Origin of the sequence: Stenotrophomonas sp. (assembly GCF_050737575.1) — a bacterium.
Lineage (GTDB): Bacteria > Pseudomonadota > Gammaproteobacteria > Xanthomonadales > Xanthomonadaceae > Stenotrophomonas.
This window is the reverse complement of sequence record NZ_JBOHXW010000001.1, coordinates 24,645-50,437: the sequence shown is the minus strand read 5'-3', so window position 1 is coordinate 50,437 and position 25,793 is coordinate 24,645. Positions and strand designations below refer to the sequence as shown.

The 25,793-nt window shown below is 63.0% G+C and carries 30 protein-coding genes; 10 read left to right on the top strand and 20 right to left on the bottom strand.

The annotated features are described in order from the left end of the window. Positions 1–145: 145 nt before the first annotated feature. The 7 genes from fliR to ACREP4_RS00250 form a co-directional block, all read right to left on the bottom strand. Positions 146–937 (bottom strand): flagellar biosynthetic protein FliR, encoded by a 792-nt coding sequence (fliR, locus tag ACREP4_RS00280; RefSeq protein WP_431594217.1) that lies wholly within the window; start codon positions 935–937, stop codon positions 146–148. 7 nt (positions 938–944) lie between these two features. Continuing rightward, on the bottom strand, positions 945–1,214 hold the full coding sequence (locus tag ACREP4_RS00275) for a flagellar biosynthetic protein FliQ (RefSeq protein ID WP_431594216.1): 270 nt from the start codon (positions 1,212–1,214) through the stop codon (positions 945–947). Between the two features lie 202 nt (positions 1,215–1,416). Continuing rightward, on the bottom strand, positions 1,417–2,142 hold the full coding sequence (gene fliP, locus ACREP4_RS00270; RefSeq protein WP_431594753.1) for a flagellar type III secretion system pore protein FliP: 726 nt from the start codon (positions 2,140–2,142) through the stop codon (positions 1,417–1,419). Between the two features lie 59 nt (positions 2,143–2,201). Next, positions 2,202–2,609 carry a flagellar biosynthetic protein FliO gene (gene fliO / locus ACREP4_RS00265; RefSeq protein WP_431594215.1) on the bottom strand — a complete coding sequence of 136 codons (408 nt, stop codon included), beginning with the start codon at positions 2,607–2,609 and terminating at the stop codon, positions 2,202–2,204. Beyond that, entirely contained in the window at positions 2,606–2,953 is a 348-nt protein-coding gene (gene fliN / locus ACREP4_RS00260) for a flagellar motor switch protein FliN (protein WP_431594214.1), read from the bottom strand. The genes fliO and fliN overlap by 4 nt, the downstream gene beginning before the upstream one ends. Next, entirely contained in the window at positions 2,946–3,962 is a 1,017-nt protein-coding gene (gene fliM, locus ACREP4_RS00255; protein WP_431594213.1) for a flagellar motor switch protein FliM, read from the bottom strand. The genes fliN and fliM overlap by 8 nt, the downstream gene beginning before the upstream one ends. Before the next feature lie 9 nt (positions 3,963–3,971). Further along, positions 3,972–4,484 (bottom strand): flagellar basal body-associated FliL family protein, encoded by a 513-nt coding sequence (locus tag ACREP4_RS00250; protein ID WP_431594212.1) that lies wholly within the window; start codon positions 4,482–4,484, stop codon positions 3,972–3,974. A 422-nt stretch (positions 4,485–4,906) separates the two neighbouring features. On the opposite strand from ACREP4_RS00250, the gene ACREP4_RS00245 reads away from it, so the two are divergent. Genes ACREP4_RS00245 through ACREP4_RS00230 form a run of 4 tightly spaced genes read left to right on the top strand, consistent with a single transcriptional unit; the run spans position 4,907 to position 8,760 of the window. Further along, complete coding sequence (locus ACREP4_RS00245) at positions 4,907–5,401, top strand: MarR family winged helix-turn-helix transcriptional regulator (RefSeq protein ID WP_431594211.1); 495 nt, start codon at positions 4,907–4,909, stop codon at positions 5,399–5,401. 7 nt (positions 5,402–5,408) lie between these two features. Continuing rightward, on the top strand, positions 5,409–7,562 hold the full coding sequence (locus ACREP4_RS00240) for an FUSC family protein (protein WP_431594210.1): 2,154 nt from the start codon (positions 5,409–5,411) through the stop codon (positions 7,560–7,562). Beyond that, a complete protein-coding gene (locus ACREP4_RS00235) occupies positions 7,552–7,749 on the top strand; it encodes a DUF1656 domain-containing protein (RefSeq protein WP_431594209.1) in 198 nt (65 codons plus the stop codon). The genes ACREP4_RS00240 and ACREP4_RS00235 overlap by 11 nt, the downstream gene beginning before the upstream one ends. Before the next feature lie 9 nt (positions 7,750–7,758). Continuing rightward, positions 7,759–8,760, top strand: coding sequence for a biotin/lipoyl-binding protein (locus ACREP4_RS00230; RefSeq protein WP_431594208.1), 1,002 nt, complete (start codon positions 7,759–7,761; stop codon positions 8,758–8,760). Positions 8,761–9,123: 363 nt separating this feature from the next. Here ACREP4_RS00230 and ACREP4_RS00225 read toward each other — a convergent pair whose 3' ends face one another. After that, the gene (locus ACREP4_RS00225) at positions 9,124–11,295 is read right to left on the bottom strand and encodes a M3 family metallopeptidase (RefSeq protein WP_431594207.1); all 2,172 of its coding nucleotides are present in this window, start codon (positions 11,293–11,295) and stop codon (positions 9,124–9,126) included. Between the two features lie 147 nt (positions 11,296–11,442). On the opposite strand from ACREP4_RS00225, the gene ACREP4_RS00220 reads away from it, so the two are divergent. Beyond that, positions 11,443–11,928, top strand: coding sequence for a glutathione peroxidase (locus tag ACREP4_RS00220; RefSeq protein ID WP_431594206.1), 486 nt, complete (start codon positions 11,443–11,445; stop codon positions 11,926–11,928). A gap of 145 nt (positions 11,929–12,073) precedes the next feature. Here the strand turns inward: ACREP4_RS00220 and ACREP4_RS00215 are convergent, their stop codons facing one another. The 8 genes from ACREP4_RS00215 to sigJ all read right to left on the bottom strand — a co-directional run bounded on the left by ACREP4_RS00215 (position 12,074) and on the right by sigJ (position 18,215). Then, positions 12,074–12,367, bottom strand: coding sequence for a HigA family addiction module antitoxin (locus ACREP4_RS00215; RefSeq protein WP_431594205.1), 294 nt, complete (start codon positions 12,365–12,367; stop codon positions 12,074–12,076). Continuing rightward, positions 12,367–12,645 carry a type II toxin-antitoxin system RelE/ParE family toxin gene (locus tag ACREP4_RS00210; protein WP_431594204.1) on the bottom strand — a complete coding sequence of 93 codons (279 nt, stop codon included), beginning with the start codon at positions 12,643–12,645 and terminating at the stop codon, positions 12,367–12,369. The genes ACREP4_RS00215 and ACREP4_RS00210 overlap by 1 nt, the downstream gene beginning before the upstream one ends. A 171-nt stretch (positions 12,646–12,816) precedes the next feature. Beyond that, the gene (locus ACREP4_RS00205; protein ID WP_431594203.1) at positions 12,817–13,599 is read right to left on the bottom strand and encodes a ferredoxin--NADP reductase; all 783 of its coding nucleotides are present in this window, start codon (positions 13,597–13,599) and stop codon (positions 12,817–12,819) included. 156 nt (positions 13,600–13,755) lie between these two features. Beyond that, a complete protein-coding gene (locus ACREP4_RS00200) occupies positions 13,756–15,618 on the bottom strand; it encodes an ABC transporter ATP-binding protein (protein ID WP_431594202.1) in 1,863 nt (620 codons plus the stop codon). A 70-nt stretch (positions 15,619–15,688) separates the two neighbouring features. Next, on the bottom strand, positions 15,689–16,006 hold the full coding sequence (locus ACREP4_RS00195) for a BON domain-containing protein (RefSeq protein WP_431594201.1): 318 nt from the start codon (positions 16,004–16,006) through the stop codon (positions 15,689–15,691). A 99-nt stretch (positions 16,007–16,105) separates the two neighbouring features. Then, entirely contained in the window at positions 16,106–16,750 is a 645-nt protein-coding gene (locus ACREP4_RS00190) for a trimeric intracellular cation channel family protein (RefSeq protein ID WP_431594200.1), read from the bottom strand. Positions 16,751–16,830: 80 nt separating this feature from the next. Then, complete coding sequence (locus ACREP4_RS00185; protein WP_431594199.1) at positions 16,831–17,277, bottom strand: carboxymuconolactone decarboxylase family protein; 447 nt, start codon at positions 17,275–17,277, stop codon at positions 16,831–16,833. A gap of 35 nt (positions 17,278–17,312) precedes the next feature. After that, complete coding sequence (sigJ, locus tag ACREP4_RS00180; RefSeq protein WP_431594198.1) at positions 17,313–18,215, bottom strand: RNA polymerase sigma factor SigJ; 903 nt, start codon at positions 18,213–18,215, stop codon at positions 17,313–17,315. 224 nt (positions 18,216–18,439) lie between these two features. Between sigJ and ACREP4_RS00175 the strand changes: the two genes are divergently transcribed. From ACREP4_RS00175 to ACREP4_RS00165, 3 genes are all read left to right on the top strand, one after another. Then, on the top strand, positions 18,440–19,957 hold the full coding sequence (locus ACREP4_RS00175) for a fumarate hydratase (RefSeq protein WP_431594197.1): 1,518 nt from the start codon (positions 18,440–18,442) through the stop codon (positions 19,955–19,957). A 70-nt stretch (positions 19,958–20,027) separates the two neighbouring features. Next, positions 20,028–20,348, top strand: coding sequence for a hypothetical protein (locus ACREP4_RS00170; protein WP_431594196.1), 321 nt, complete (start codon positions 20,028–20,030; stop codon positions 20,346–20,348). 151 nt (positions 20,349–20,499) lie between these two features. After that, on the top strand, positions 20,500–21,135 hold the full coding sequence (locus ACREP4_RS00165) for a glutathione S-transferase family protein (RefSeq protein WP_431594195.1): 636 nt from the start codon (positions 20,500–20,502) through the stop codon (positions 21,133–21,135). A gap of 238 nt (positions 21,136–21,373) precedes the next feature. On the opposite strand, the gene ACREP4_RS00160 is transcribed toward ACREP4_RS00165, so the two are convergent. Beyond that, positions 21,374–22,483, bottom strand: coding sequence for a sterol desaturase family protein (locus ACREP4_RS00160; RefSeq protein ID WP_431594194.1), 1,110 nt, complete (start codon positions 22,481–22,483; stop codon positions 21,374–21,376). 186 nt (positions 22,484–22,669) lie between these two features. Between ACREP4_RS00160 and ACREP4_RS00155 the strand changes: the two genes are divergently transcribed. Next, on the top strand, positions 22,670–23,203 hold the full coding sequence (locus ACREP4_RS00155; protein ID WP_431594193.1) for a DsbA family protein: 534 nt from the start codon (positions 22,670–22,672) through the stop codon (positions 23,201–23,203). Positions 23,204–23,243: 40 nt separating this feature from the next. On the opposite strand, the gene arsC is transcribed toward ACREP4_RS00155, so the two are convergent. From arsC to ACREP4_RS00140, 3 genes are all read right to left on the bottom strand, one after another. Next, positions 23,244–23,594, bottom strand: a complete 351-nt coding sequence (gene arsC / locus ACREP4_RS00150) for an arsenate reductase (glutaredoxin) (protein ID WP_431594192.1) — start codon at positions 23,592–23,594, stop codon at positions 23,244–23,246. A 4-nt stretch (positions 23,595–23,598) separates the two neighbouring features. Beyond that, positions 23,599–24,747 carry a phospholipase A gene (locus ACREP4_RS00145; RefSeq protein ID WP_431594191.1) on the bottom strand — a complete coding sequence of 383 codons (1,149 nt, stop codon included), beginning with the start codon at positions 24,745–24,747 and terminating at the stop codon, positions 23,599–23,601. 118 nt (positions 24,748–24,865) lie between these two features. Beyond that, on the bottom strand, positions 24,866–25,351 hold the full coding sequence (locus tag ACREP4_RS00140) for a DUF456 domain-containing protein (protein WP_431594190.1): 486 nt from the start codon (positions 25,349–25,351) through the stop codon (positions 24,866–24,868). Positions 25,352–25,583: 232 nt separating this feature from the next. Here ACREP4_RS00140 and ACREP4_RS00135 point away from each other — a divergent pair, with 232 nt between their 5' ends. Beyond that, a complete protein-coding gene (locus ACREP4_RS00135; RefSeq protein WP_431594189.1) occupies positions 25,584–25,793 on the top strand; it encodes a cold-shock protein in 210 nt (69 codons plus the stop codon).

The window sequence follows — 25,793 nt, the reverse complement described above, 5'->3', positions numbered from 1 at the left end:
GTACCGCATGGCGCCATGCCCCCGCATGACGAATGGCCAATCAATCCGCGCTGGCCTACCGCTGCAGACTATCGCCAGCAACCGCGATGCCGGCAATAGCGCTAGAACACAATAGGAAAACCAGACGCGCGAGGTGTGGAGTACATCACATTGTCACTTGGCGTGCCGCATCAAACGTCGTGTCGAACAAACGTTGCACCGGTGGCCCCATTTCGCCAGACAGCAACACCAGCAACAGCAAGCCCACCAACAACGCGACCGGCAGGCCCAGCTGGATGGGATTCAGCGCTGGTGCGGCGCGGGCCAGCACGCCGAAGGCCAGGTTGATGGCCAGCATGGCCACCACCAGCGGCAAGGCCAGTGACACGGCACCACGGAATATCTGCAGCGCCAAGGTCGGCGCGATGCTGGCAACGGCATGCGGATCGGGCAGGGCGGTGCCGATTGGCAACGCTTTGTAGCTGTCTACCAGCAGTGCGATCACCGCCAGATGGCCGTTGCTGGTGAAAAACAGCAGGCCGAACAGCAGATAAAACCATTGGCCGATGACGCCGGAACTGCCGCCGCGCAGCGGGTCGCTCATCTGCGCAAAGGCCAGGCCGGTGCTCTGCGCGACCATTTCACCGGCCATCGCGCCAGCTTCAAAGATCAACCGTAAGAGAAAGCCCATGCAGATGCCGACGGCCAGCTCGCGGATGATGGTGATCACCGTGATGGAATCGAAACCATAGAACAGCGGCACCGGCGGCAACACCGGCGCAAGCGCGACCGACAGCGTGACCGCCAGCAATCCGCGGATGCGGCCGGGCACCGCGCGGCTGCCGATCATCGGCATGGCCATCAACATCGCGCCGATGCGCAACATGATCCACAAGGTGTTGCCGATGATGGCGAAGGCCTGTTGGCCATCGACGACCATCTGGGTGGCGGAATCCATCGCTGCGCTACCCGATCAGATGCGGTATGCGCTGGAACAGCTGGGTGGTGAATTCGACCAGATGGCCGATCAGCAGGCTGCCCAGCGCGAACAGGGCAGCGGTGAGGGCGGCGGCTTTGGCGACAAAGGCGATGGTGGGCTCGTTGAGCTGGGTCGCCGCTTGGATCACGCCCACCACCACGCCAACGACGAGAACGGTAAGCAGCAAGGGGCCAGCGACCCAGAGGGTAGCGACAAGGCCGCCACGCAGTTCAGTAAGGGCAAGTTCGGGGCTCATGCGGGTGTTGGATGCAAGCTTGGTGCCAGAGCGGTGACGGGATTACGGCGGTGGGTCCGTCCCTCCCTCGCGCGAAGCGTGGGTGCAGCGCGTTGGTTGTTGCAGTGGCCAAAGCCAAAGAATCGACCGATGACGGTTGGCGCAGAAACAACGAAGCCGCGAGTTGATCGCGGCTTCGTACAAAGCATCCATGCGCGGTTGCTCACACTGCGTTGAAACTCGCTGCCAGTGTGCCGACCACCAGCACCCAGCCATCGACCAGTACGAACAACAGAATCTTGAACGGGGCCGACACCAGCATCGGTGACAGCATCATCATGCCCATCGACATCAACACGCTGGCGACCACCAGGTCGATGATCACGAACGGGATGAAGATCAAAAATCCAATCTCAAATGCGGTCTTCAATTCGCTGGTGACAAACGAGGCAACCAGCACCGGGAACGGCACTGCGTCCGGGTTTGCGTAAGCGCCATGTCCGGCGAGACCGGCGAAGGTCATCAGATCGGTTTCGCGTACCTGCGCCAGCATGAAGGCGCGCAGCGGCTCGGTGGTCAGCTTCCAGGCGGTCTGGAAATCAATCTGCCCGTCCAGATACGGCGCCATGCCGGTGGACCACGCCTTGTCCCACACCGGCATCATCACCATCGCAGTCAGGAACAGTGCCAACCCGAGCAGGATCTGGTTTGACGGGGTCTGCCCGGTGCCCAATGCCTGACGCAACAAGCCCAGCACGATGATGATGCGGGTGAAGGCGGTGAGCACCAGCAGCATCGATGGCAGCAGGGTGATTGCTGTCATCAGCAGCAAGGTCTGCAGCGGCAGGCTCACCGGTTGGCTGCCGATCTTGCCGACATTCACATCCGGCAACGCCGGCATCTGCGGTGCACCCGGTGCGGCGAACGCGAACAGCGGCAGGGCCAGCATGGTCAGCAGCAGGAGAAGCTGCCAGCAGTGGCGGTGGTTGAAACGAAGGCCGGACATGATCAGGAATCCTTGCGCAGCTTCTGCGACAGCAGTTGCGCGAAATTCGGTAGTTGTTTGAGGTTGGGCAGCGCCGGAGGCGGCGTTTGCGGCAGCGGCTCGGGCAGCGTGTGCAGGGCGCTGATGCCGCCGGCCGTCACGCCCAGCAGCAGCTGCTGGCCGTTGACGTCCACCACCACCACGCGCTCTTTGGCGCCGACGTTGATGCTCGCAATCACCTTCAACCCTTCAGCCGGGCGGAACGCGCCGCCGGGCAGGCGCTTGAGCACCCACCCGAGGCCGATGATCAAACCCAGCACCACCAGCAGCATGAACACCGCGCCGAACATGCTGGGCGTGCTTGCCGCATGTTGGCCGACCGGTGTTGCCGCCTTGACGGCAGGCGCGGCGAGAGCGAGCAATGCGATCAACGCAGTCTCCGGATCCGCTCGCTGGGGCTGACCACATCGGTCAGGCGCACGCCGAAGCGATCATTGATGACCACCACTTCGCCGTGTGCGATCAGCGTGCCGTTGACGAACACGTCCAGCGATTCGCCGGCGCCGCGTTCCAGTTCCACGACCGAGCCCTGGTTGAGCTGCAGCAGGTTGCGGATGGGCAGTCGCGCGCGGCCGACTTCCAGTGACAGGGTCACCGGAACGTCGAGGATCACGTCCAGGTCGAGGTCGGTGCCGCTGGCCGCATCGGCCTGCAGATTGGCGAACTGGGCCGGCGCGGGTGCGGCGACGGATTCTGGGGCTTCGGTGTCATTCATTGGATGTTTCCTGGATCACGGGAACGGTGGGACGCTTGCCCGGCGGATGGGTTGCGGTGATCTTGATGGCGTTGCGCTCGTTGGCGACGCCGAACTGGCCGGTGAACACTGGAATGCCTTCCACGCACAGCGGCACTTCCTTGGACATGTCGATGGGCAGGATGTCGCCGATCTTCAGCTTGGTGAGTTCACGCAGGCTCATGCGGCGGTGCGCGAGCACGCTGGAGAGTTCGACTTCGGCGGTGTTGAGCTGTTCGCGCAACATGATTGCCCAGCTCTCATCGCGGTCGTTGCGATCGCTTTGAATGCCGGCGTCTAGCAGCTCGCGGATGGGTTCCAGCATCGAGTACGGCAAGGTGATGTGGATGTCGCCGCCACCGCCGTCGAGTTCGACATGGAAGCGGCTGACCACCACGTACTCGCGCGGACTGACGATGTTGGCGAAGTGCGGGTTGATCTCGGAGTTGATGTAGTCGAAATCGACGTTCATCACCGGGCCCCACGCTTCGCGCATGTCGGCGAAGGTCTGCTTGAGCATCAGCTGGATCACGCGCATCTCGGTGGCGGTGAATTCGCGGCCTTCGATGCGGGTGGGATAACGGCCGTCGCCGCCGAAGAAGTTGTCAACGATGGCGAACACCAGCGTCGGCTCAAACACGATCAGCCCGGTGCCGCGCAGCGGCTTGAAGCGGATCAGGTTGAGGTTGGTCGGCACGTACAGCGAATGCAGGTAGTCGCCGAACTTGATCAGTTCAATACCGCGCACCGACAACTCGGCCGAACGACGGATCAGGTTGAACAAGCCGATGCGCCACAGGCGCGCAAACCGTTCGTTGACCATTTCCAGCGTCGGCATACGCCCACGGATGATGCGGTCCTGGCTGGCGAAGTCGTAGGAGCGCGCTTCGCCCGGTGCCGGGCCCGGCTCGGCAGTGCTGACATTGCCGGTATCGACACCATGCAGCAGGGCATCGATTTCGTCCTGTGACAGCAGGTCGTTGATGCTCATCGTGATCCCTTATTGGGTGACAAAGCTGGTGAACAGCAGGTCATCGGCCGACTTCTTGCCGGTCTCGGCCTTCATCAGCTTCTGCACTTCGGCCAGCGCCGACGCCTGCAGGGCTTCCTTGCCGGCACGGTCGGCGATCTGCGCCGGCTCGACCTGCGAGAACAGCATCAACAACTTGGCGCGGATGGCCGGTGCATGGGTTTGCATGGCCTGCAGCGCCATCGGATCACGGGTCATCAACTGCACATCCACCTGCAGATAGCGCGGGCCATCGATGGGGCCGCTGAGGTTGACCACGAAGGAGGGATCCAGCGCGAAATACTGCGCCGGTGCAGGCGTCGCCGCGGCAGGCTTTTCAGCCTTGGCAGTGCCTTCGCCCTGGGTGAAGTACCAGACCGCGCCACCGGCACCGCCGGCAGCAATCAACGCGATCAATGCAGTTACCAACAGCGGACGCCGCGACTTGCCCGTCGCCTCCTGGGTCGGTTCGGGTTTACGGGATTTGTCGGCGGCAACAGCCACGGTGTGCTCCTCAAAATTACTGCCCGTTCACATGCAAGCGCCGTGCCGGAGGAGTAGGTGAGGGTGGTGGCGGATTGTTGACGGGGGGCTGACCTCCTTTCCAAACCCTACCCTTGCGCTGATGCGCGGCTACTCATCGGATCGTGAACCGGGGGGGGGCGCAAACGATCGTCGTCGTCCGGCGAGGTGAGGGCGACTTAGAGCGCCGCGAACTGAGGTGCTGTCTGCAACTGCAGCTGTAAAGCCCCTCTCCCCTTGCGGGAGAGGGGTTGGGGAGAGGGGGCCGCACTTCACCACTCAGGCTCAAGCCACAGTGAGACTTAAGCGCAGCCGGGTTTCTTTGTACCTCGGCAAAAATTTTACTCACTTATTTATATTTCAGTTCTGTACTATATCGGCGTCCCCCGACCATGACGCCTGCCATGAGCCGTTTCGATCCAACCGAAGCCCGCATCGATGCCACCTGCCAACGGTGGCCCGGGTTCCCGCGCGAGCCGGCGGTGCTGGTGCGGCTGATCAAGGCGCTTTACAAGAACGTGCATGACCACGCCAACGCGGTCCTGCGCGATTTCGACTTGTGCCACGGCGAATACAACGCGCTGATGATGCTGTACAGCACGCCGGATCGTTTGCTGAGCCCATCCGAGCTTGCCGGTGCGGCGACTGAAAAATCCGCCAACATCACCCGACTCACCGACCTGCTGCACCGCAAGGGGCTGATCGAGCGCATCCCGCATGCCGAAGACCGGCGCAAGCTGGAACTGCGATTGACGCCCGAAGGCGTGGCCTGCGTGGAGCGCTTGTTGCCGAGCATGTCGGCGCTGCTGGTGACGGAAATGAAGGGCTTGAACGGCGATGAACAGCATCAGCTGGAAGCGCTGTTGAAGAAGATGCTCGACGGCCTCCACCCGATCTGAAACCCCCATGTCTACTGTGTCCATATCCGCCACGCCGAACGCCGGGGCCGACCCTTGGTTTTCGGGTTTCCGTGGTTTTCTGAAAGGCGAGGCCGGTGCCTGGCTGTTCGTACTGCGGGTCACGCTGTCGTTCTTCATCACCGGTTGGCTGGCTATGCGCATGCAATTGCCATTGCCTGGCACTGCGATGCTGACTACGGTCATCGTCATGCACCGGCAGAGCGGCATGGTGCTGGCGAAGAGCTTTTACCGCGTGCTGGGCACGTTTGCTGGTGCTGCGGCGGCGCTGGCGGTAGTTGCCTTGTTCCCGCAACAGCGTGAGCCGTTCCTGCTGGTGATGGCGTTGTGGATTGGTGGTTGTGCGGCCGGTGCCACCTTGCATCGCAATTTCAAATCGTATGCGTTCGTACTGGCTGGCTATACGGCGGCGATCATCGCCTTGCCGATCATCACCACACATCCGGGCAATGTTTTTGACTCGGCGGTGGCGCGCATTTCCGAGGTGATGTTGGGGCTGGTGGTCAGCGCCGTCATCAGCGACACGGTGCTGCCGGTTCGCCTGCGCGACAACCTGCGCAGTGCGGTGCGTAATCAATATGCGAACTTCCTGGGGTTCGTCAGGGAGGCGTTGCTGGGCCAGTTGCCGCGTGAGCGCATGGAACAGGAACACTTGCGCATGGTGCGCGATGCGGTTGCGTTGGAAGACCTGCGCAGCTCGGTCATTTTTGAAGACGCCGAAGCGCGTGCGCGCAGCATGCACCTGCTGCAGTTCAACCAGAATTTCATGGCCGCCTCGACCAGCTTCCAGTCGCTGCACCATTTGATCAATCGCTTGATGCGACAGGAATCACCGGCCGCTGCGCAGTCGCTGCTGACGCTGTATCGCCCCTTGGGTGAAGTCATGCAGTCATCGCCGCAGGATATGCCGGCCGAGGAACTGGCTGCGCGCATCCGCCAAGTGCGGCTGGAACTTCCGGCGCGTGGCAAGGCGCTGCGTGCTGCGCTTGGAAGCAGCACGCAGGCAGAGGACTTTGAAGTCGGTGCGGGATTGCTGCGTCGCTTCAGCCGGGAGCTGGAATCCTATATCCACGCGCGCGGCCAATTGCTGCATCGGGTGGCGCCTTCCAAGGGTGTGGAGCGGGTGCGCTTTGTGCGTGGCAACGACCATGCTGGCGCGCTGTTGGCCTTTGTCCGCACAACGCTGACGATGCTGTTGCTGGGCGTGTTCTGGGTGGGCTCGGGCTGGCCGATGGGCGCCAATGTGATGTTGTTGGCGACGATTTTTTCCTGTCTGTTCGCAACCGCACCGAACGCCGCGCGGCTGACCAGCAAAGTGTTGACCGGTTACATCGTTGGCATGCTTGCCGGCTATGTCTGCGAGTTTGTGGTGCTGACAAAAATGGACGGCTACGCGATGTTGGTGGCGGGCGTGCTGCCGTTCTTCATCATCGGGCCGTACCTGACCACGCGGCCCAAACTTTCAAGTTTCGGCCTCGGCTACGCGATAGGGCTGGTCAACATCATTGGGCTCACCAATCCGATGGCGTTCGACCCGCAACACTTTTTCAATGATGGGTTGTCGCAGGTGATTGGCTTGGGCGCGGCGACGCTGGGCTTTGTACTGCTGCCGTCGGCAGTGGGCAGCGCCTGGTTGCGACGGCGACAGATGGCGGCGTTGCGTGCGCAGGTGCGCTTGGCCGCACAGGCGCCATTGCCGGGGCTTCGTCACCGTTTCGAGAGCATCAATAGCGATCTGGTGCATCAGATCGTGGCGCATACCGCGCCGGGCAGTGAGGATTCGCGCACGCAGTTGGCGTGGGCGCTGGCGGTCAATGAAACCGGGCGCGCATTGATACATCTGCGCCATGACATTGCACGGCAACCGTTGCCTGCGTCCTTGCACGGTGAAGTGGAAGCGGCGGTGGATGCACTTGCCGCGTTCTTTGGCCAGCCCAGCCGGCCGGCCTGGCAGCGTGCCGATGCCGCGCTACGTCGCGCCAGTGATGCCGCGCGTGCCGATACCGAAGCGCCGGATATCGCGCGGCAGGTGCTGCATCACCTGCGGCTGGTGCGCTTGGCGATGGTGGATGACCACTCGGTAATGGCGGCGTACATCGTCGCGCCCGATGCATCAAATGAGGGGATGGCCCATGCCCATTGAAATCGCGTTTGGCGGCAGCCTGTTCCCGGGTTTGCTGGTGTTGTTCTGTGTGGTCTGCGCGCTGTTGTGGGCATTGGACGTGGTGGCCGGGCGGCGCGGTTGGTACCGCTACGTGTGGCACCCGTCGTTGTTCCGCATCGCGGTATTCGTTTGCCTGTTCGGCGGGCTCGGCCTGCTGCTGTTCTGAGATATTCCCATGACCCCCAAAACCCAATCATTGCTCCGTTTCACGCTCACCGCGGTTGTCGTGGTGGCTGCCGCACTGATCGCCGTGGCGATGTGGCGGCATTACATGTACTCGCCGTGGACGCGCGAAGGGCGCCTGCGCGCCGAAGTGGTGCGCGTGGCGCCGGATGTGTCCGGGCCGGTGACCGACGTGGCCGTGCACGACAACCAGCTGGTCAAGCGCGGTGAGCTGTTGTTCGCCATCGACCCGCTGCGCTACCGCAATGCCGTGGCGCAGGCGCGCGCGAATCTTGACGCTGCCCGTGCCGCCGCACGCGCCGCCGGTGCCAGCATTCAGGCGGCGGCAGCGGGTGCCACGCAGCAGGGCGTCAATGCCAGTCGTTACGAATTGCAGTACGAGCGACGTCAGCGGATTTCGGGCACCTTGATCTCCGAAGAAGCGCGCAGCGATGCACTGAGTGCCGCGCAGGCTGCACGCGCTGGGGTTGCTCAAGCGCAGGCCAATCGGCAGCAGGCCAGTGCCTCGCAACAACAGGCATTGGCGTCGGTGGAGCAGGCACAAGCCGCGCTGGATACCGCCGAACTGAATCTGGAGCGCACGCAGGTACGCGCACCCGTGGACGGCTACGTGACCAACCTGGAAGTGCGCACCGGCGACTACGCCAGTGCAGGCGCGGCACGCTTGGCATTGATCGATACGGCCTCGTTCTGGGTGTACGGCTACTTCGAGGAAACCAAGCTCTCGAAGCTGCACCTCGGCGATGGCGTGAAGGTGCAGTTGATGAGCGGCCAGGAATTGCATGGCCACATCGAAAGCATTTCGCACGGCATTACCGACGCCGACAGCCCGACCGGCAGCGACCTGCTGGCCAACGTCAACCCGACCTACAACTGGGTGCGCCTGGCGCAGCGGATTCCGGTGCGGATCAAACTCGATGCGGCTTCGCTGACGAAAGGTGTGGTGTTGGCCAACGGCATGACCGCGACGGTGATCGTGGAGCGTGGACGATAGGATTGCGCTGGGTATGCCTGGCGACTGGTGCTGGTTGTACGAAGTCCGGAGCACAGAGCTGAAAGCGCAAAGCCAGAAGCGCAAAGCCAGAAGCGCAAAGCCCCCTCATCCGCCCTCCGGGCACCTTCTCCCGCAGGCGGGAGAAGGGACTGCAGGGTGTTGCTTGGGCTGATGGTTGGCTGCGCAATGCATGAGCGCAAGCAATGTTTCAGTTCCCCGGTGCAGTGTGCAATTCCCTTCTCCCGCCTGCGGGAGAAGGTGCCCGCAGGGCGGATGAGGGGCCTTTGTTTCGCCCCACCACAAGCAAAAGAAAACGCCCGGCATTGCCGGGCGTTTTCGTTCAAACCAAGTCAGCGCGAACGCTTACTTGGCAGCGTCGCCGGTGGTCAAACCACGCTTTTCCAGCAGCGGTTCGATCTGCGGCTCGTGACCGGCGAAGTTGCGGAACAGCTCCATCGCATCAACGCTGCCGCCCTTGGACAGCAGAGTCTCGCGGAAGCGATCACCGTTGGCGCGCGACAGGCCACCGTGTTCGCGGAACCACTTCTGGGTGTTGGCGTCCAGCACTTCTGACCAGATGTAGGCGTAGTAGCCGGCCGAGTAGCCGCCCATGATGTGGCTGAAGTAGGTGGTGCGGTAACGCGGCGGAACCGGCGCGTAGTAGATGCCGTCCTTCTCAAGTGCAGCGCGTTCAAACTTGAGCACGTCGGCCGGAGCCGGCACGTCCTTGACACCGATCTGGTGCCAGTTCTGGTCCAGCATCGCCGCACCCAGGTATTCGGTGGTGGCGAAACCCTGGTTGAACTTGGCTGCGGCAATCACCTTGTCCAGCAGCGCCTGCGGCATTGCCGAGCCGTTCTGGTAGTGCTTGGCGTAGTTGGCCAGGATGGTCGGCTCGTCGGACCACATCTCGTTGACCTGTGACGGGAACTCGACGAAGTCACGCGGCACTGCGGTACCGGAGAAGTACGGGTACTTCACGTCGGAGAACATGCCGTGCAGTGCGTGACCGAACTCATGGAACGTGGTGGTCACTTCGTCCCAGGTCAGCAGGGTCGGCTTGCCGGCCGGCGGCTTGGGAATGTTGAGGTGGTTGGCCACCACCGGCTTGTCACCGGTCAGTTCCGACTGCGACACATACGAGTTCATCCAGGCGCCACCGCGCTTGGACTCGCGGGCATACGGGTCGAACAGGAAGATCGCCAGCTGGCTGCCGTCGGCGTCGAACACGTCATAGACGGTGACGTCTTCGTGGTAGACCGGCAGGTCGGTGCGCTGCTTGAAGGTCAGGCCGAATTCCTTGCCGGCGGCAAAGAACACGCCGTTCTCCAGCACGTTCTTCAGCTCGAAGTACGGCTTGAGCTGCGACTCGTCGAAGTTGTACTTGGCCTGGCGGACCTTCTCGCTGTAGAACGCCCAATCCCACGGCTGCAGCTCGAAGGTCGGCTTGCCGGCGGCCTTCTGCTCGGCGTCGATCATGGCCTGCAGGTCGGCAGCTTCGCGCTTGGCATTGGTGACGGCTGCCGGCGCCAGCTGGCCCAGCATGGCGTTGACCGCTTCCGGGGTCTTGGCGGTCTGGTTGCCCAGCGAGTACGCGGCAAAATTCGGGAAGCCCATCAGTGCGGCCTTCTCGGCGCGCAGGGTCATGATGCGCGAGACCAGCGCGGTGTTGTCGTACTCACCGCCGTGGCTGCCACGGGCAACCGAAGTCTCGTAGATCTTCTGGCGCAGCTCGCGGTTGGTCAGGTTGGTCAGCGGCGGCTGGCCGGTGGTGTTGAGCAGGGCGATGACGTACTTGCCGTCCAGCTTGCGGGCCTTGGCGGCTTCCGAAGCGGCGGCGATCTGCTCGGCGGACAGGCCGTCCAGCTGCTTGACGTCGTCGACGACGATGTAAGAAGCGTTGACCTCGGCCAGCACGTTCTGGCTGAACTTGGTGCCCAGGTTGGCCAGCTCGGCATTCATCGCCTTGAGCTTGGCCTTGTCGGCGTCGGACAGCTTGGCGCCGGAGCGCACGAAGTTGTCATGGTACTTCTCAACCAGACGCAGGCCTTCGGCATCCAGGCCCAGCTTGGCGCGGTTGTTGTAGAGCGTCTCGATGCGCGAGAACAGCTTGCCGTTGAGGTTGATCGCATCGCTGTGCGCGGCGAACTTGGCCGAGTAGTCGGCCTGCAGCTTCTTGCGCGTATCGTTGGTGTCCGCGCCGATCAGCGCGAAGAACACCGTGGTGGCGCGATCCAGCACGGCGCCGCTGTTTTCCAGCGCGATCAGGGTGTTTTCAAAGGTCGGCGCGGCGGGGTTGTTGGCAATGGCTTCCACTTCCTGCAACTGCTGCGCCATGCCTGCGTCGAAGGCCGGCGCGAAGTCAGCGTCCTTGATCTTGTCGAACTGCGGGTAATGCAGGGGCAGGGTGCTTTCGGCGAAGAACGGGTTGGCCTGTTCGGCCGACTGGGTGACAGCGGCGTTTGCGGTCACGCTGTAAGCCGGCAGGGCGAGGCCCAGGGTCGCGGCAAGGGCAAGGGCGAGGCGGGTGTTCAAGACGGAAGCTCCGTAAAAAATACTGATCGCGAAGATTAACCCGCGCGCGCCGGCTTCCGGGTGTGTCGAACGGCATGGTTGCAACGGAAAACACCGTACCGACCGGGTTGATGGCGTACGCTTGCGACCTTGCTTCCGGAGCCAGCCATGACCACTGCATTCGACTTCAAGACCTCAGCGCTGGATGGCCAGCCGCTGGATCTGGCGGCCTATTCCGGCAAGGTGCTGCTGGTGGTCAATACCGCCTCCAAGTGCGGTTTCACCCCGCAATACGAAGGGCTGGAGCGGCTCTGGCGGGAGCTGGGTCCGCAAGGGCTGGTGGTGATTGGCTTCCCCTGCGACCAGTTCGGCCATCAGGAACCGGGCGAGGCGGCTGACATCCAGTCGTTCTGCGCGCTCAACTACGGGGTGAGTTTCCCGATGTCGGCCAAGGTTGAGGTCAACGGCGACGCCGCGCATCCGCTCTGGAAGTGGCTGAAGCAGCAGAAGCGGGGCGCCTTGGGCATCGGCGCGATCAAATGGAATTTCAGCAAATTCCTGATCGGCCGCGATGGGCAGGTAATCGACCGCTACGCACCAACGGCAAAGCCGGAATCGATTGAAGACGATATCCGCGCGGCGCTGGCGCGCTGATCAAGCCGCCGCCGTAGGAGCGGCTTCAGCCGCGAAGCGCACAGAACAGGCGCAATCGAATTGCTTCGCGGCACGGTTTGACCTCGAAGCGCCCTCGGTTGCGCTTTGCTTACCCGGGCTACTTGGGTACGCGTCCCAACTTGGCTCAGGCAGCTTTCAAATCGAGCTTGCGGACGTTGTCCAGATCGACATGCTGGCGCGCGACCCACAGGTCGTGGGTGTCCTGCATGGCCAACCAGCTTTCGGGGCTCCGGCCCAGCGACTTGGCCAAGCGCAATGCCATTTCGGGAGTGACCCGGCTGCTGCCGTTGAGTACCCGGCTGAGCGTGGATGCCGCGACGCCAAGCTTCTGCGCCAGCTCGCGCCCACTGATGTTGTTTGGCTCAAGGTAGATGCCGGTGATGAACTCGCCCGGATGCGGGGGAGCGTGCATTTTCATTAGTGATAATCCTCATAGTCCAACACGTAAGCGTTGCCGTCCTTGAACTCGAATGTGATGCGCCAGTTGCCGCTGACGGCAATGGACCAGCGGTTCTTCATTGCACCTTTCAGTGCATGCAGGCGAAATCCGGGAATATTCATGTCTTCAATGACGTGAGCAGTATCGAGTGCGGACAGTTGTAGTCGCAGCCGTTTTGCATGGTTGGACTGGATGCCCGACGTTCGTCCGGTCTCAAACAGCCTGCACAGCCCTTTGTGTCGAAAAGACTTGATCATGCACTGAGTGTTGCATGTTGCGCATTGCGCAACACTTAGTCAAATCGGCCGGTGCAATATCAGTTTTCGAGTGCATGCACGCTGCCCATCAATGACAACGGCCGGACCTTGAGGTCCAGCCGTTGTTGGATGCGACGCTGCTCGAATGCCCCGATACACGGGGCAACCGCTTTACTTCTCGACGAACGCCCGCTCGAACACATAGTGGCCGGGGGTGCCGATGCGTGTGGAGGCCTGGAAACCGCGGGCGTCCAGCACGCTGCGCAGGTCGGCCAGCATCTGCGGGCTGCCGCAGATCATGAAGCGGTCGTTGGCCGGGTCCAACGGCGGCAGGCCGAGGCTCTGCTGCATCAGGCCGGTTTCCATCAGCGTGGTCAGGCGGCCCTGGTTCGGGAACGGTTCGCGGGTGACGGCCGGGTAGTACAGCAGCTTGTCACGGACGATATCGCCGAGGATTTCGTCTTCCGGCAATTCCTTCTCGAAGTAATCGCGGTAGGCGAGGTCCTTCTGGAAACGCACACCGTGGCAGACGATGACCTTCTCGAAACGCTCGTAGGTTTCCGGGTCTTTGACGATGCTCAGCCACGGCGCCAGGCCGGTGCCGGTGCCCAGCAGGTAGAGGTGCTTGCCCGGGTGCAGGTCGCTGATCAGCAGCGTGCCGGTGGGCTTCTTGCCGATGAGTACCTTGTCGCCGGGCTTGAGGTGCTGCAGGCGCGAGGTGAGCGCACCGTCCTGCACCTTGATGCTGAAGAAGTGCAGTTCTTCTTCCCAGTTGGCGCTGGCGATGGAATAGGCACGCAGCAACGGACGGCTGCCTTCGTTTTCCAGGCCGATCATCACGAACTGGCCATTGTCGAAGCGGAAGCCGCTGTCGCGGGTGGTCGAGAAGCTGAAGTAGGCGTCCGTCCAGTGACGGACTTCAAGCACCGTTTCGGCGCCAAAAGCGGAAGACATGCCGTGATTCGATTGGGGGTGACCGCGCCATTCTAGCCGATTCCATTTAAATGGGAATGAATCGCATTTGACGGGCTGACGTAGTGCCGAGCCGTGCTCGGCAGGGGCTTTGTAGGGGAGGGTATCTGCCGAGCGTGGCTCGGCACTACGGGTGACTTATCGGTAACCGGCTGCCTGCAGCTCGAACAATTCGGCGTAGCGACCGCCTCCGATCATCAGTTCCTCATGCGTGCCGCTGGCTTCGATGCGACCGTCGGCCAGCACCAGGATGCGGTCGGCCATGCGCACCGAGGAGAAGCGGTGCGAAATGAGCACGGCGGTGCGGTTGTCGGACAGCTCCTTGAAGCGCTGGAACACCTCGAACTCGGCGCGGGCGTCCAAGGCGGCGGTGGGCTCGTCCAGGATCATCACCTGCGCATCGCGCATGTAGGCACGGGCGATGGCGATCTTCTGCCATTGACCGCCGGACAGATCCACGCCGGTTTTGAAACGGCGGCCGATCAGCTGGTCGTAACCGCCGGGCAGGCCGTCGATGACTTCGTCGGCCAACGCGCGGCGGGCCGCATGCTGGATGCGGGTTTTGTCCTGCATCGACTCCACCAGACCAACGCCGATGTTCTCGCCAGCGGTCAGGTGGTAGCGCACGAAGTCCTGGAAGATGACGCCGAGGTTGGCGCGTAGATCATCAAGATCGTAATCACGCAGGTCGCGGCCATCGAGCAGGATGCGGCCTTCGTCGGGGTCGTACAGCCGCGCCAGCAGCTTGACCAACGTGGTTTTGCCGGCGCCGTTCTCGCCGACCAGCGCAATCACTTCGCCGGCTTGCAGATGGAAATCGAGATGCCGTACCGCCCAGCGTTCGGCATCGGGATAGCGGAAGCCGACGTTCTCGAACACGAAGCCTTCGCGAATGGGGCGCGGGATCGCCACTGCATTCTCGCGCGAATGAATTTCCGGCTTGATCGCAAAGAATGAGAACAGGTCGTCCAGATACAAGGCTTGGCTCGCTACCTGCGAAAAGCCGGTCAGCAGGCCTTCCAGCAATTGCCGCAGGCGCATGAAGCTGCCCGACAAGAACGTCAGGTCGCCGATGCTGAAATCGCCGCGAATGGTGCGCCATGCGATGTAGGCGTAGGCCGCGTAATAACCCAGCGTGCCGAGTGCGGCCAGCATCGTGCCCCACACCGCGCGCTTGCGCGCCAGTGCGCGATTGGCGCGATAGAAGCGCTCGGACAGCAGCTTGTACCGGTCGATCAGGAAGCGGTGGAGGTTGAAGATCTTCACCTCCTTGGCCGTTTCCACACTGGCGCCCACCTGGCGCAGGTAATCGAGCTGGCGGCGCTCGGGCGTCCAGCTGAAATTGAGCGTGTAGCCCAAGGTGTTGAAGTGCGATTCGCCGACGAATGCGGGGATCAACGCCACCGCCAGCAGCAGCATCAGCCACGGTGCGTACATCACCAGGCCGGCGGCAAAACTGATGACGGTGATGATGTCCTGCGCTTGGCCGAACAGCTGGCTCATCAAGCTCATGCGGCCCATCGTCTGGCGACGCGCGCGGTCGAGTTTGTCCTGAAGTTCCGGGTCCTCGAAATCTTCCAGATCCAGCTCGGCGGCGTGTTCCATCAGGCGCACGCTGGTGGCGTTGGTGAACAATTCCGACAGCAGTGCGTCGGCGTAATTGACCATGCGCCCGAGCAGGTCCGAGCCGATGGCGATGCTCAGTTCCAACAACAACAGTTCGAGCAGGGTGTTGAGGTGGCCGCTGGACAGCGCTTCGCCCAGTGGCGGCATGCCGCCGGCACCGGCCAGGCGCACCGCTTCGTCGATGATCAATTTGCCCACGTACAACATCGCCACCGGCATCACCGCGCGGATCAGGCGCAGGCCCAGGCTGGTCATCGTCAGCACGCGGCTGGTTTGCCAGACCTGCCGCAGGAATGGCGGCAGGTTGCGCATGGCGTTCATGCGTTCGCGAAGGCTGGGTTGCGGTTTGGCGGGCGAGGCGGAGGCGTGCGGCATGGGTGGCTCAAACGGCAGGATGCGTGTTCAGGGTACCTGCAAAGCGTGGCGCTTCGTCATCCAAACGGGCTCAGCCGTCCTTGTCCAGATCGATGTTGCCCAGCTGCGCATCGTCAAGGCCATCGGGGTTGTCACGCACGGCTTCGCCGGGTGAACCGAACGAACTATTCCCCGAATCGACATGCAGATAACTGCGCACGCTGTGCACGCCTTGAATACCGGCGATGAGTTTTTCGATGTCGCGCTTGGCAGCGGCATCGGGCACGTCGCCGGACAGCGTCACTTGGCCGTCCTTCACCTGCACCAGCACCTGAGAGGACTGGCTGTGTTGTCCCAGGGTATGCACGACTTCGTCGGCGATCAGGGTGTCGGGGCGTTCTACGGCCATTGCAATCTCCAGCGAAAGCGGTGCCTGCACGATGGCGCAAACGCCGTGAGCGTGGTGTTACCCGCGGCATGACGCTGCGTTGCAGACAGTTCGCCGGGCTTACGAGCGCGGACCTTCCGGCGGTGATGGATCGGAGGACTGCAATGCCACCGGCAGGTGCCAGCCAAAATGCATCGCCATCATCCGCAGGCCGAAGCACAGCCCGGCACCAGCCAAGGCGCAGGGCACGGGCGGCAGGCCCAGCCAGTAACCGATGGCGACGATTGCCGCGCCAGCCAGTGCGGCGACGGCGTACAACTCGGCCTGCAACACCAGTGGCACCTGCGCCAGCAACACGTCGCGGGCAATGCCGCCGCCGACGCCGGTCAGCATGCCCAGCGCGGCGGCCATTGGCGGATCGATGCCGTAGGACAGCGCTTTCTGGGTACCGGCCACGGCGAACACCGCCAGCCCCATCGCATCGAACATCCGCACCGGGTACTGCATGCGTTCGATCAGCGGCGCCCAGAAGAAGGTGACGGTGCCTGCGGCCAAGGTAATCGCCGGGTAGCGCCAGTCGCTGATTGCCGCCACCGGGGTGGCGCCGATCAGCAGGTCGCGGGTGATGCCGCCAGCCAGTGCCGCCGCGAACGACAGCACCAGCACGCCGAAGATATCCAGCCGACGGCGCACCCCCATCGTCGCCCCGGACAGGGCGAAGACGAAGGTGCCGATAAGGTCGAGGATCAGTACGAGGGTTGCCATGCGCCGTATTGTGCGGTGTGGCGCGGGCTGCGGCCATCGGCCCGGTCCGGCCTGGGTGCGGCCGGGCCGGACGGGTCCGCTTACGGCAGCGGCGGCAGCAAACCTGCGCCGAGGCGGTTCCACGCATTGATGACGGCCACGCCCATGCTCAGGTCGCTGATGCCTTTTTCGTCGAAATGCGGTGCCAGCGCGTCGAAGGCGGCATCGGACGGGGCGCCATCGGGTAGCCGGGTGAGCGCTTCGGCCCAGCCCAGTGCCGCGCGCTCGCGCGCATCGAAGAAGCGGCTTTCATGCCATGCCGGCAGCGTGTCGAGCTTGCGCGGTTCAATGCCGCCCTTGCGCAGCGTGGTGGCGTGCATGTCCATGCAGTAACCGCAGCCGTTGATCTGCGACACGCGCAGGAACACCAGTTCCATCAAGTCGTGGTCGATTGAACTGTCATGGACCGCCTTGCTGGTGGCCAGCAGGCCCTTGAAGGCATCGGCCGCCAGGCGGGTGTAGGCGACGCGGGGAGAAGTGGCTGACATCGTGGATCTCCTGTGGCGGCCGGAGTGGCTGCCTTTCAAGACAAGGACGCGCCAGCGTCGGCCGGCGTGACAAGCAAGGGCAATTTATGTGGATTGAGCACGCTGGACAGCGCGATGATGCGGCCATCAGCGATTTCGATGGTGGTGAACGAGGCCAGCCTGCCCTCGGCAAAGCGCAGGATCGCTGGTTCGCTATTGACGTATCCCAGCTGCGCCGGCAATGCCGCACCCCGGCGCGCGATGGCCCAGTACAGGCGACCGATGCGCTCGGCACCGAGCAGTGGCCGGATCGCGGCGGTGACCACGCCACCGCCATCGGAGACCAAGGTGGCATTGGCGTGCAGCAGGGCCTGGATGGCCGCGCTATCGCCGCGCTGGGCTGCGTCCATGAAGCGCGCGAGCAACTTTTTGTGCTGATCAGGGGCGGCGTGGAAGCGCGGGCGTCCGGCCTGCAGTCGTTGCTTGGCCCGGTGTACCAATTGCCGGCTATTGGCCTCGCTGTGGCCGATCAGCTCCCCGATCTGCTGGTAGCTGTGATCGAACGCCTCTTTGAGCAGAAAAGCGGCGCGTTCTTCCGGGCCCAGTTGCTCAAGCAATGACAGGAAGGCGACGGAGACTTCATCGGCCAAGGCGAATGCGTATGCCGGATCCGGGCTGGTATCGGGCTGGTCCAAGCTGACGTTCAGCGGCTCCGGCAGCCAGGGCCCGACGTAGTGCAATCGTTCCCGTTTGAGCGCGCGCAGCCGGTCCAGGCCCAGTCGGGTGGTAGCGGTGACCAGCCACGCTTCGGCGTCGCGGATGGTGCTCGTGTCGGCATTGGCCCAGCGCAGCCAGGCGTCCTGGACCACGTCTTCGGCATCGGCGCGGCTGCCGAGCAGGCGGTAGGAGAGGGCCAGCAGGCGCGGGCGGTGGGTCTGGAAGAGGGTTTCAGCGTTCATGTGGCAAGGATGCAGCACAGTGAATCAGCGTGACAGTGTAGGAGTGCCGTCAGGCGCGATGCACGGGTTGTTTCGGGTTGCAGGGCTGTTCTGGGCAGGGAAGCCCGGGTTTCGCGGCCGAGGCCGCTACTACCAAGGTCGCGGTGGGCCGGGGAGCATGTATCGGCGCCAAGGCGTAAAATGCCCGGCTGAACCCCCGCCAGCCTTCAGCAAGCGAGCAAGCCGTGACATCGATCAAGCAGGAAGACCTCATCCAGTCCGTCGCCGACGCACTGCAGTACATCTCGTACTACCACCCGGTCGACTACATCAAGAATCTTTCCGCCGCCTACGAGCGCGAAGAGTCGCCGGCGGCCAAAGAGGCCATCGCGCAGATCCTGATCAATTCGCGCATGTGCGCCGAGGGCCATCGGCCGATCTGCCAGGACACCGGCATCGTCACCGTGTTCCTCGAAATCGGCATGAACGTGCGTTGGGACGACGCCACGATGGGCGTGGAAGACATGGCCAACGAAGGCATCCGCCGCGCCTACGCTTACCCGGACAACAAGCTGCGCGCCTCGGTGCTGGCTGACCCGGCCGGCAAGCGCACCAACACCAAGGACAACACGCCGGGTGTGGTCAACGTAAAGGTCGTGCCGGGCAACACGGTCGACGTGATCGTCGCCGCCAAGGGCGGTGGTTCGGAAGCCAAGAGCAAGTTCGCCATGCTCAATCCGTCCGATTCCATCGTTGACTGGGTGCTCAAGACCGTGCCGACCATGGGCGCGGGCTGGTGCCCGCCGGGCATGCTCGGCATCGGCATCGGTGGCACCGCCGAGAAGGCGATGCTGCTGGCCAAGGAATCGCTGATGGAGCCGATCGACATCGCCGATCTGCAGGCGCGTGGCGCCTCCAATCGTGCCGAAGAGCTGCGCCTGGAGCTGTACGAGAAGGTCAACGCGCTGGGTATTGGCGCACAGGGCCTGGGCGGCCTGACCACGGTGCTGGACATCAAGGTCAAGGATTTCCCGACCCACGCCGCCAACCTGCCGGTGGCGATGATTCCGAACTGCGCCGCGACCCGCCACGCGCACTTCACCCTGGATGGCAGCGGCCCGGTGATGCTGGATCCACCGTCGCTGGAAGATTGGCCGAAGCTGACCTACGACTCGTCCAAGGGCACCCGCGTCGATCTGGACAACATCACCCCGGAAGAAGTGGCTGCATGGAAGCCGGGACAGACCCTGCTGCTCAACGGCAAGCTGCTGACCGGCCGCGACGCCGCGCACAAGCGCATGGTCGAGATGCTCAACAAGGGTGAGCAGCTGCCGGTGGACCTGAAGGGCCGCTTCATCTATTACGTCGGCCCGGTTGATCCGGTGCGCGACGAAGTGGTGGGCCCGGCTGGCCCGACCACCGCGACCCGCATGGACAAGTTCACCCGCCAGATTCTGGAGCAGACCGGCCTGCTGGGCATGGTCGGCAAGGCGGAACGCGGCCCGGCGGCAATTGAAGCCATTCGTGACAACAAGTCGGCCTACCTGATGGCGGTGGGCGGTTCGGCCTACCTGGTGTCCAAGGCGATCAAGGCCTCCAAGGTGGTCGGCTTTGCCGACCTGGGCATGGAAGCGATCTACGAGTTCACCGTGCAGGACATGCCGGTGACCGTGGCGGTGGATTCCACCGGCGAGTCGGTCCACACCACCGGCCCGCGCGAATGGCAGGCTCGCATCGGCAAGATTCCGGTGGTCGTCGAGTAAGTCACACGCGTCACTGGTGACAGCGCGACGGCCCGGGCTATGCTCGGGCCGTTGCCGTTTTCAGGGGTCGATGATGCGCACATTGCAGTGGATGATGGCTTCGATACTCGGCTTGCTGCTCGCCGGTTGCAGCAACGGCGGCTGGCGCGATGCACCGCGAAATGACCCGGCCGCCTGCGTCAATTACTGCCAGAGCCAATATCAATCCTGCAGCGCCAACCCAAACAGCTACGGTGATTGCGGCGAAGCGAGCCGCAACAATCAGTGTGACAAGATCACCAACCCAGAGCTGCGCGGTGCCTGCCAAACCTCGCAGGCCTTCTGCCAGAACCGCTCGGCGGCGGCAGTCTGTGGCGAGCGCCTGAGCAACTGCATGGCCAGCTGCAACTAAGCCGCCGATAGTGCCGAGCCATGCTCGGCAGCGCTGCTCGGCAGGAGCGCCTTCAGGCGCGAAGCTGGCAATCGTCAGGCGGGTCAGCCTCGCGGCCAAGGCCGCTCCTACGGAAGCTAGAATGCCGGCCAGCCCAATCTGGAAGTTGCTCATGTCCGTTGTCCTGTATGGATCACAAAGCACTGCCTCGTTCGTCGTGCATTGGCTGCTGCTTGAACTCGGCATCGAGCATGAACTGCATCAACTGGATTTCGAGCGCAACGAGCAGAAGTCCGCCGCGTATCTGGCGATCAATCCGGCCGGTCGTGTGCCAACGCTGTTGATGGATGGACAGGTGTTGACCGAGTCCGCCGCCATCGCAATGCATCTGGCCGACCTGCATCCACATGTCGGTTTCGCACCCGCAACCGGAACACCTGCACGTGGCGATTACTACCGTTGGATCTGCTTCTGCGTGTACACGTTGATGCCGGCGTATCGCAGTTGGTTCTATCCGGACGAACCTGCTGGGCAGGACAATGCCAACGAGGTCAAACAGCGCGCCCGCGTGCAGCTGGAAACAGCCTGGCAGCAGATGGCAGACCACCTCGAAATGCACGGTCCGTATGTACTCGGCGAGCAGCTGTCAGTGGTGGATTTCATGCTGACCATGTTGATGCGCTGGAGCCGCAATATGCCGCGCCGGAGCGACAGCTGGCCGGCATTGGCTGCACATGCAGCGAGGATGAAAGCGCGGCCGGCGTTTGCCGAGGTCTATCGGCGGGAAGGCATCACGGATTGGGTGTGATGCGGATGGCTAAGCCCCTCTCCCGCAAGCGGGAGAGGGGTTGGGGTGAGGGGATATCGAAGTCAGCTCTAATGAAAGATCGTCGGCCAGTCCGAAGTAGGCGTCGGATATCAAAGCAACATCAAAGGCGCCCCCTCATCCGCCCCTCCGGGGCACCTTCTCCCGCAGGCGGGAGAAGGGAGGAGGTCAGGCATTTTGGGTTCCGCAGCCGAGCCGAGCCCCAACACCCAGCCTCCCCTCAATCCACATGATCCTCAAACTTGCGCCCGCCCTGGAATGGCATCAGGTGCTGTTTGATGATGCCGTTCGGCACCGTCTCCAGCTTCATCACGCCGTATTCCTGTGGCCATTGCGCTTGATCGCGCGGCAACTTGAACGTGCCCATCAGCATGTCCACCAATGGCAAGTGGATGGCGTAGTTCACGTCCACAAATTCCTGCTGCCTTGCGTGGTGCCAGTGGTGATAGCGCGGCAGCACCAGCAGGTATTCCAGCCAGCCAAAACGAATGCCGAGGTTGGCATGTGCCAGCACTGCCTGCAGGCCGACCAGGATCACGTAAGCGTTCACTGCTGGCGTTGAGAAACCCAGGATCAGCAGCGGCAGCAACACCGCGCTGCGGGTCAGCACAATCTCGACAAGATGGATGCGCGAGCCGGCGAGCCAATCCATATGACGGCTGGAATGGTGCACGGCGTGGAAACGCCAGAGCCACGGGATGTTGTGGTACGCGCGATGCAGCAGCGCTTGCGCCATGTCGGCGACAAACACGGCGATCAGAAATTGCGCCCACACCGGCAGCGATTGGATGGCAGCCTTGAGCGACGGAAATGCCGCAAGGCTGGCGACGGTCGAGGTGGAGGCCGTCACCAGAATCAGAATGAACTGCACCAGCACGTGGCTCATGAAGAAGTAGCCCACGTCGGTCCGCCAGCCGGGCCGCAGCGGCGACAGCTCACGCTTGCCCAGGTAGCGCTCAAGCGGCACGAATACCAGTGCCGAGAAGAACAGCGACAGCACGAACCAATCCAGGCCCAGCGAATAAGGCGTCTGTCCGACGGCGTCGAACTGCACATTGGTGCCGCCCAGCAGCACCGCCACGGTGGCACTGCCGACGCCGAGCGTGGCGATGCGCTTGTTGCGGTCGCGCAGGATGGCCATCGTGCCCATGATGAACGCCGCGGCCAGGCCGATCAGCAGCAGGTGGCGGGCGAAGTGTTCGTTGTAGACCGCGCGGAACTCGCGGCTGGTCAGTAGTTCCGGGAAGTGGAAGCAAGCCACCGCCATCAGGCTCAACAGGCCGAGTAATGCCGAGCCATAGGCGAAAAACGAACGATGTTGTCGGGGCATGCAAGGACTTCCTGTCGGTGACTGGCGGATTCTGCCCGCTGGGCGGGCCAGCGGAAAGCCCTGGGAGCCTCGGGTTTGCGGCACTTCACGCTGGCTGTGCGGTTATCGGCGTAGCGTTTCACTGGCTGGAGTGCGCCCGTGTTGTGGCTGCAACCGCTGGTGAAACGCGTCGTTCGAGGTGTTCAGATGGCCGTGTTGAGTGTCGCTGCAAGCAAGAATGACCACATCCAGGGGCGCTTGGACGCCCCGGTCGTGCTGGTCGAATACGCCGACTACCAATGCCCGCATTGCGACGAGGCGTTCTCGCTGGTGCAGCGGCTGCAGCAGCGGTTTGGCGATGCGCTGTGCGTGGTATTCCGGAATTTCCCGCTGGTGCAGTCCCATCCGCAGGCGTTGCCGGCGGCCATCGTGGCCGAGTATGCCGCCGCGCATGGCCAGTTCTGGCCTGCACACGATGCGCTGTTCCGCAGCCAGCAGCAGTTGGGCGAAGTGGTTTACCGGGAGCTGATGCGCGAGCTGGGTTTGTCCGAGGACGGGATGATGATCGCGATGGAAACGCCGGTGTATATGCAGCGTATCCAGGACGATATCGAGGGCGGCATGCGCAGTGGCGTCAAAGGCACGCCGACGTTCTTCGTCAACGATCAGATTTTCGTGCCGCAACGCAGCTTCGAGGAGCTGTACGAGTTGATCAATGCCGCCGTGATTCCGGCCGGCTGAAAAACGCAGGGCGCGCCAATGACGCGCCCTATGCTGGTTCTCAATCCAGCAGTGCGAGCACGGTTTCAGGCGGGCGGCACAGTGCCGTGCCTTTGGCGGTGCGCACGATCGGGCGGTTGATCAATGCCGGGTGCGCGGCCATTGCGGCGATCAGGGCTGCGTCGTCGTCGAGCTGATTGGCCAGCTCAAGCTCGGCATAAGCCGCTTCCTTGCTGCGCAGCAGATCGCGGGCCGGCATGCCCATTTCGCTCAGCAGCGTGCGCAGCTGTGCGGCAGAGGGCGGGGTGTCGAGGTAGTTGATGACCTCGATGTCGGCGCCGGCTTCCTGCAGCAGGGCCAGGGCGCCGCGTGAATTGGAGCAGCGGTTGTTGTGCCAGATCGTTGCTTTCATTGCGTCAGAACCATTCCAACAGGGAGACGCCGACACCAATGTAGGTGGCGCGGTGGTTGTAGTCGATCATGCTTTCGCCATAGCCATCGAACACCTGCACATGGCCGCGCAGCAGGTTGTTGATCGGGAAACCGTAGTCCAGTTGTACTGAGCCGTGCGCACGGTCGCCGCTGCGCAGCGAATGGCGGCCGGTCAGTGCCAGCTCGTGGCCGTTGCGGTTGTAGACCAGGGTGGCGTCGCCACGGCCGATGTAATCCTCGATGTCCGGGTTGTTGTCTTCGCCGCGGCTTTCGGGAATGCGGTACCAAGGGCGCAGCATGATCGCCCAGTTCTCGCGGTCCAAGCCCACGTTGAAGATCACCCGGTTCCAGCTACGCGACAGCGGATCGCTGCGGCCGTTGGACTGGTGGTTGAGGCTGACGCCCATCATGCGTCCGTTCCAGCCGAACAGCGAATAGCCGTTGCGGAAGGTCAGCATCACTTCGGGTTCGTAGTTGGTTTCACGGAACGGCCGCGACAGCTCGCTGTTGTACGCCTGCCAGCGCGAGCTCTGGGTGTAACCAACCCAGATGTCGCCGTTGTCGCCGAACAGGTTCTCGGCCACCTTGGTCTTGAAGCTGAGCTGGAACTTCAGCTCGGTACTCTCCAGTTCTTCCGACTCGGTGACGGTGTTGTTGGGGTTGGGCGAATGCGGCATCTCATTGGGCTTGCTGCTCCAGAACGCGGGCAGCAGGTACACCGGCTTGTAAGCGCGTAGTTGGAACAAACCCAGTTTGGAGTCCTTGGCCAGTTCCCAGCGGCTGTCCAGCAGCGAGCCGCGGCCGGCGTTGGCGGCCAGCGATTCCAGCTCGTCATGCGCGAACAGCTCATTGCGGCGCGGGTTCTGTTCGTCCAGTGCCTTGGCGGTGGCCTTGGCTTCCTTGCGCGCCATCAGCGCGGCGTTGGCAGCCGCATCGGCTGCGCGGGTGTCGATGGTGCTGCGGCCCAGCGCACTGTCGTAACAGGCCAGGCGGGCGGCGTCGGTTTCCAGCGCAAAGCAGGCCTGCGGCGATGCGGCCTCGGCAACGAATTCCTGGGCCAGAAGGGAGCCGCTGGTGCCGCTCAGGGCGATCAGCAGGGCGTAGTGCAGGGGTGTGTTTCGCATGGTGTGCATCCGGTCGCTACAAGGGGCCGGGCCGGTTCCTTGGCAGGAATAGCCAAGGGGCGGCGAGAGTGGCTGTGGGGGATTGTCGGCGATTGTCCTGCAGAGGGGGAAATCGTGGCGGTGTCGGCTACATGAACCAGGCCGCCGCGAACAGGCCGATCATCGCCATCGCCAGGCCCAGCTTGAGCGCCACGCCCAGCACGATGCCCAACCACGTGCCCAGACCGACCTTGGTGGCCTGGCCCAGCTTGCGCCCGTGCAGGTATTCGCCGAGCAGTGCGCCGGCGAACGGACCCACAAACAAGCCGATCGGCATGAAAAACAACCCGGCCACGGTGCCGATGGCGGCGCCGAGCAGGGCCATCTTGCTGGCGCCCACCTTTTGCGCGCCAATTACCGTGGACAGGATATCGACCACGATGGAGATGACGGTCAATACGCCCAGCACCACCAGCGGCAGCCAGCCGACCCGTTCAAACCCCTCGGTCCACGCCGCGACCAGCAGGCCAAGGAACACCAGCGGCACGCCGGGCAGGGCGGGCAGGATGATGCCGGCGATACCGACAAGAACCAGCAGCGCTGCGATCAGATAGAAGATGAATGAATAGTCCATGTTGACTCTGAAGAGGGTCGAATAGGGGTTGACTTTGTTGCCGGGTCAGGATTGCAATTTGGTTAGCCCCGGGTTAAGTTGCAGCCGCTGAGCTTGGCAAGGTCACCGTGAATCGTGGCCTGATCGGTAGATCGCATGATTTGCTGCATCGTTGCACCTCGCTTCCTCCTTGCAATCAGCCGCCTTAAGGGGCGTTCCATCAAACGAGAGAGAGCACCAGGGAGTTAGTGAGATGTCTGATCGCGAAACCGGTACCGTCAAGTGGTTCAATGATGCCAAGGGCTTCGGCTTCATCAGTCGTGAAACCGGCGAGGACGTGTTTGTGCACTTCCGCGCCATCCAGTCCGATGGCTTCAAGAGCCTGAAGGAAGGCCAGCAGGTCACCTTCACCGTCGTCCAGGGCCAGAAGGGCCTGCAGGCCGACGCAGTGCAGCCGGTCTGA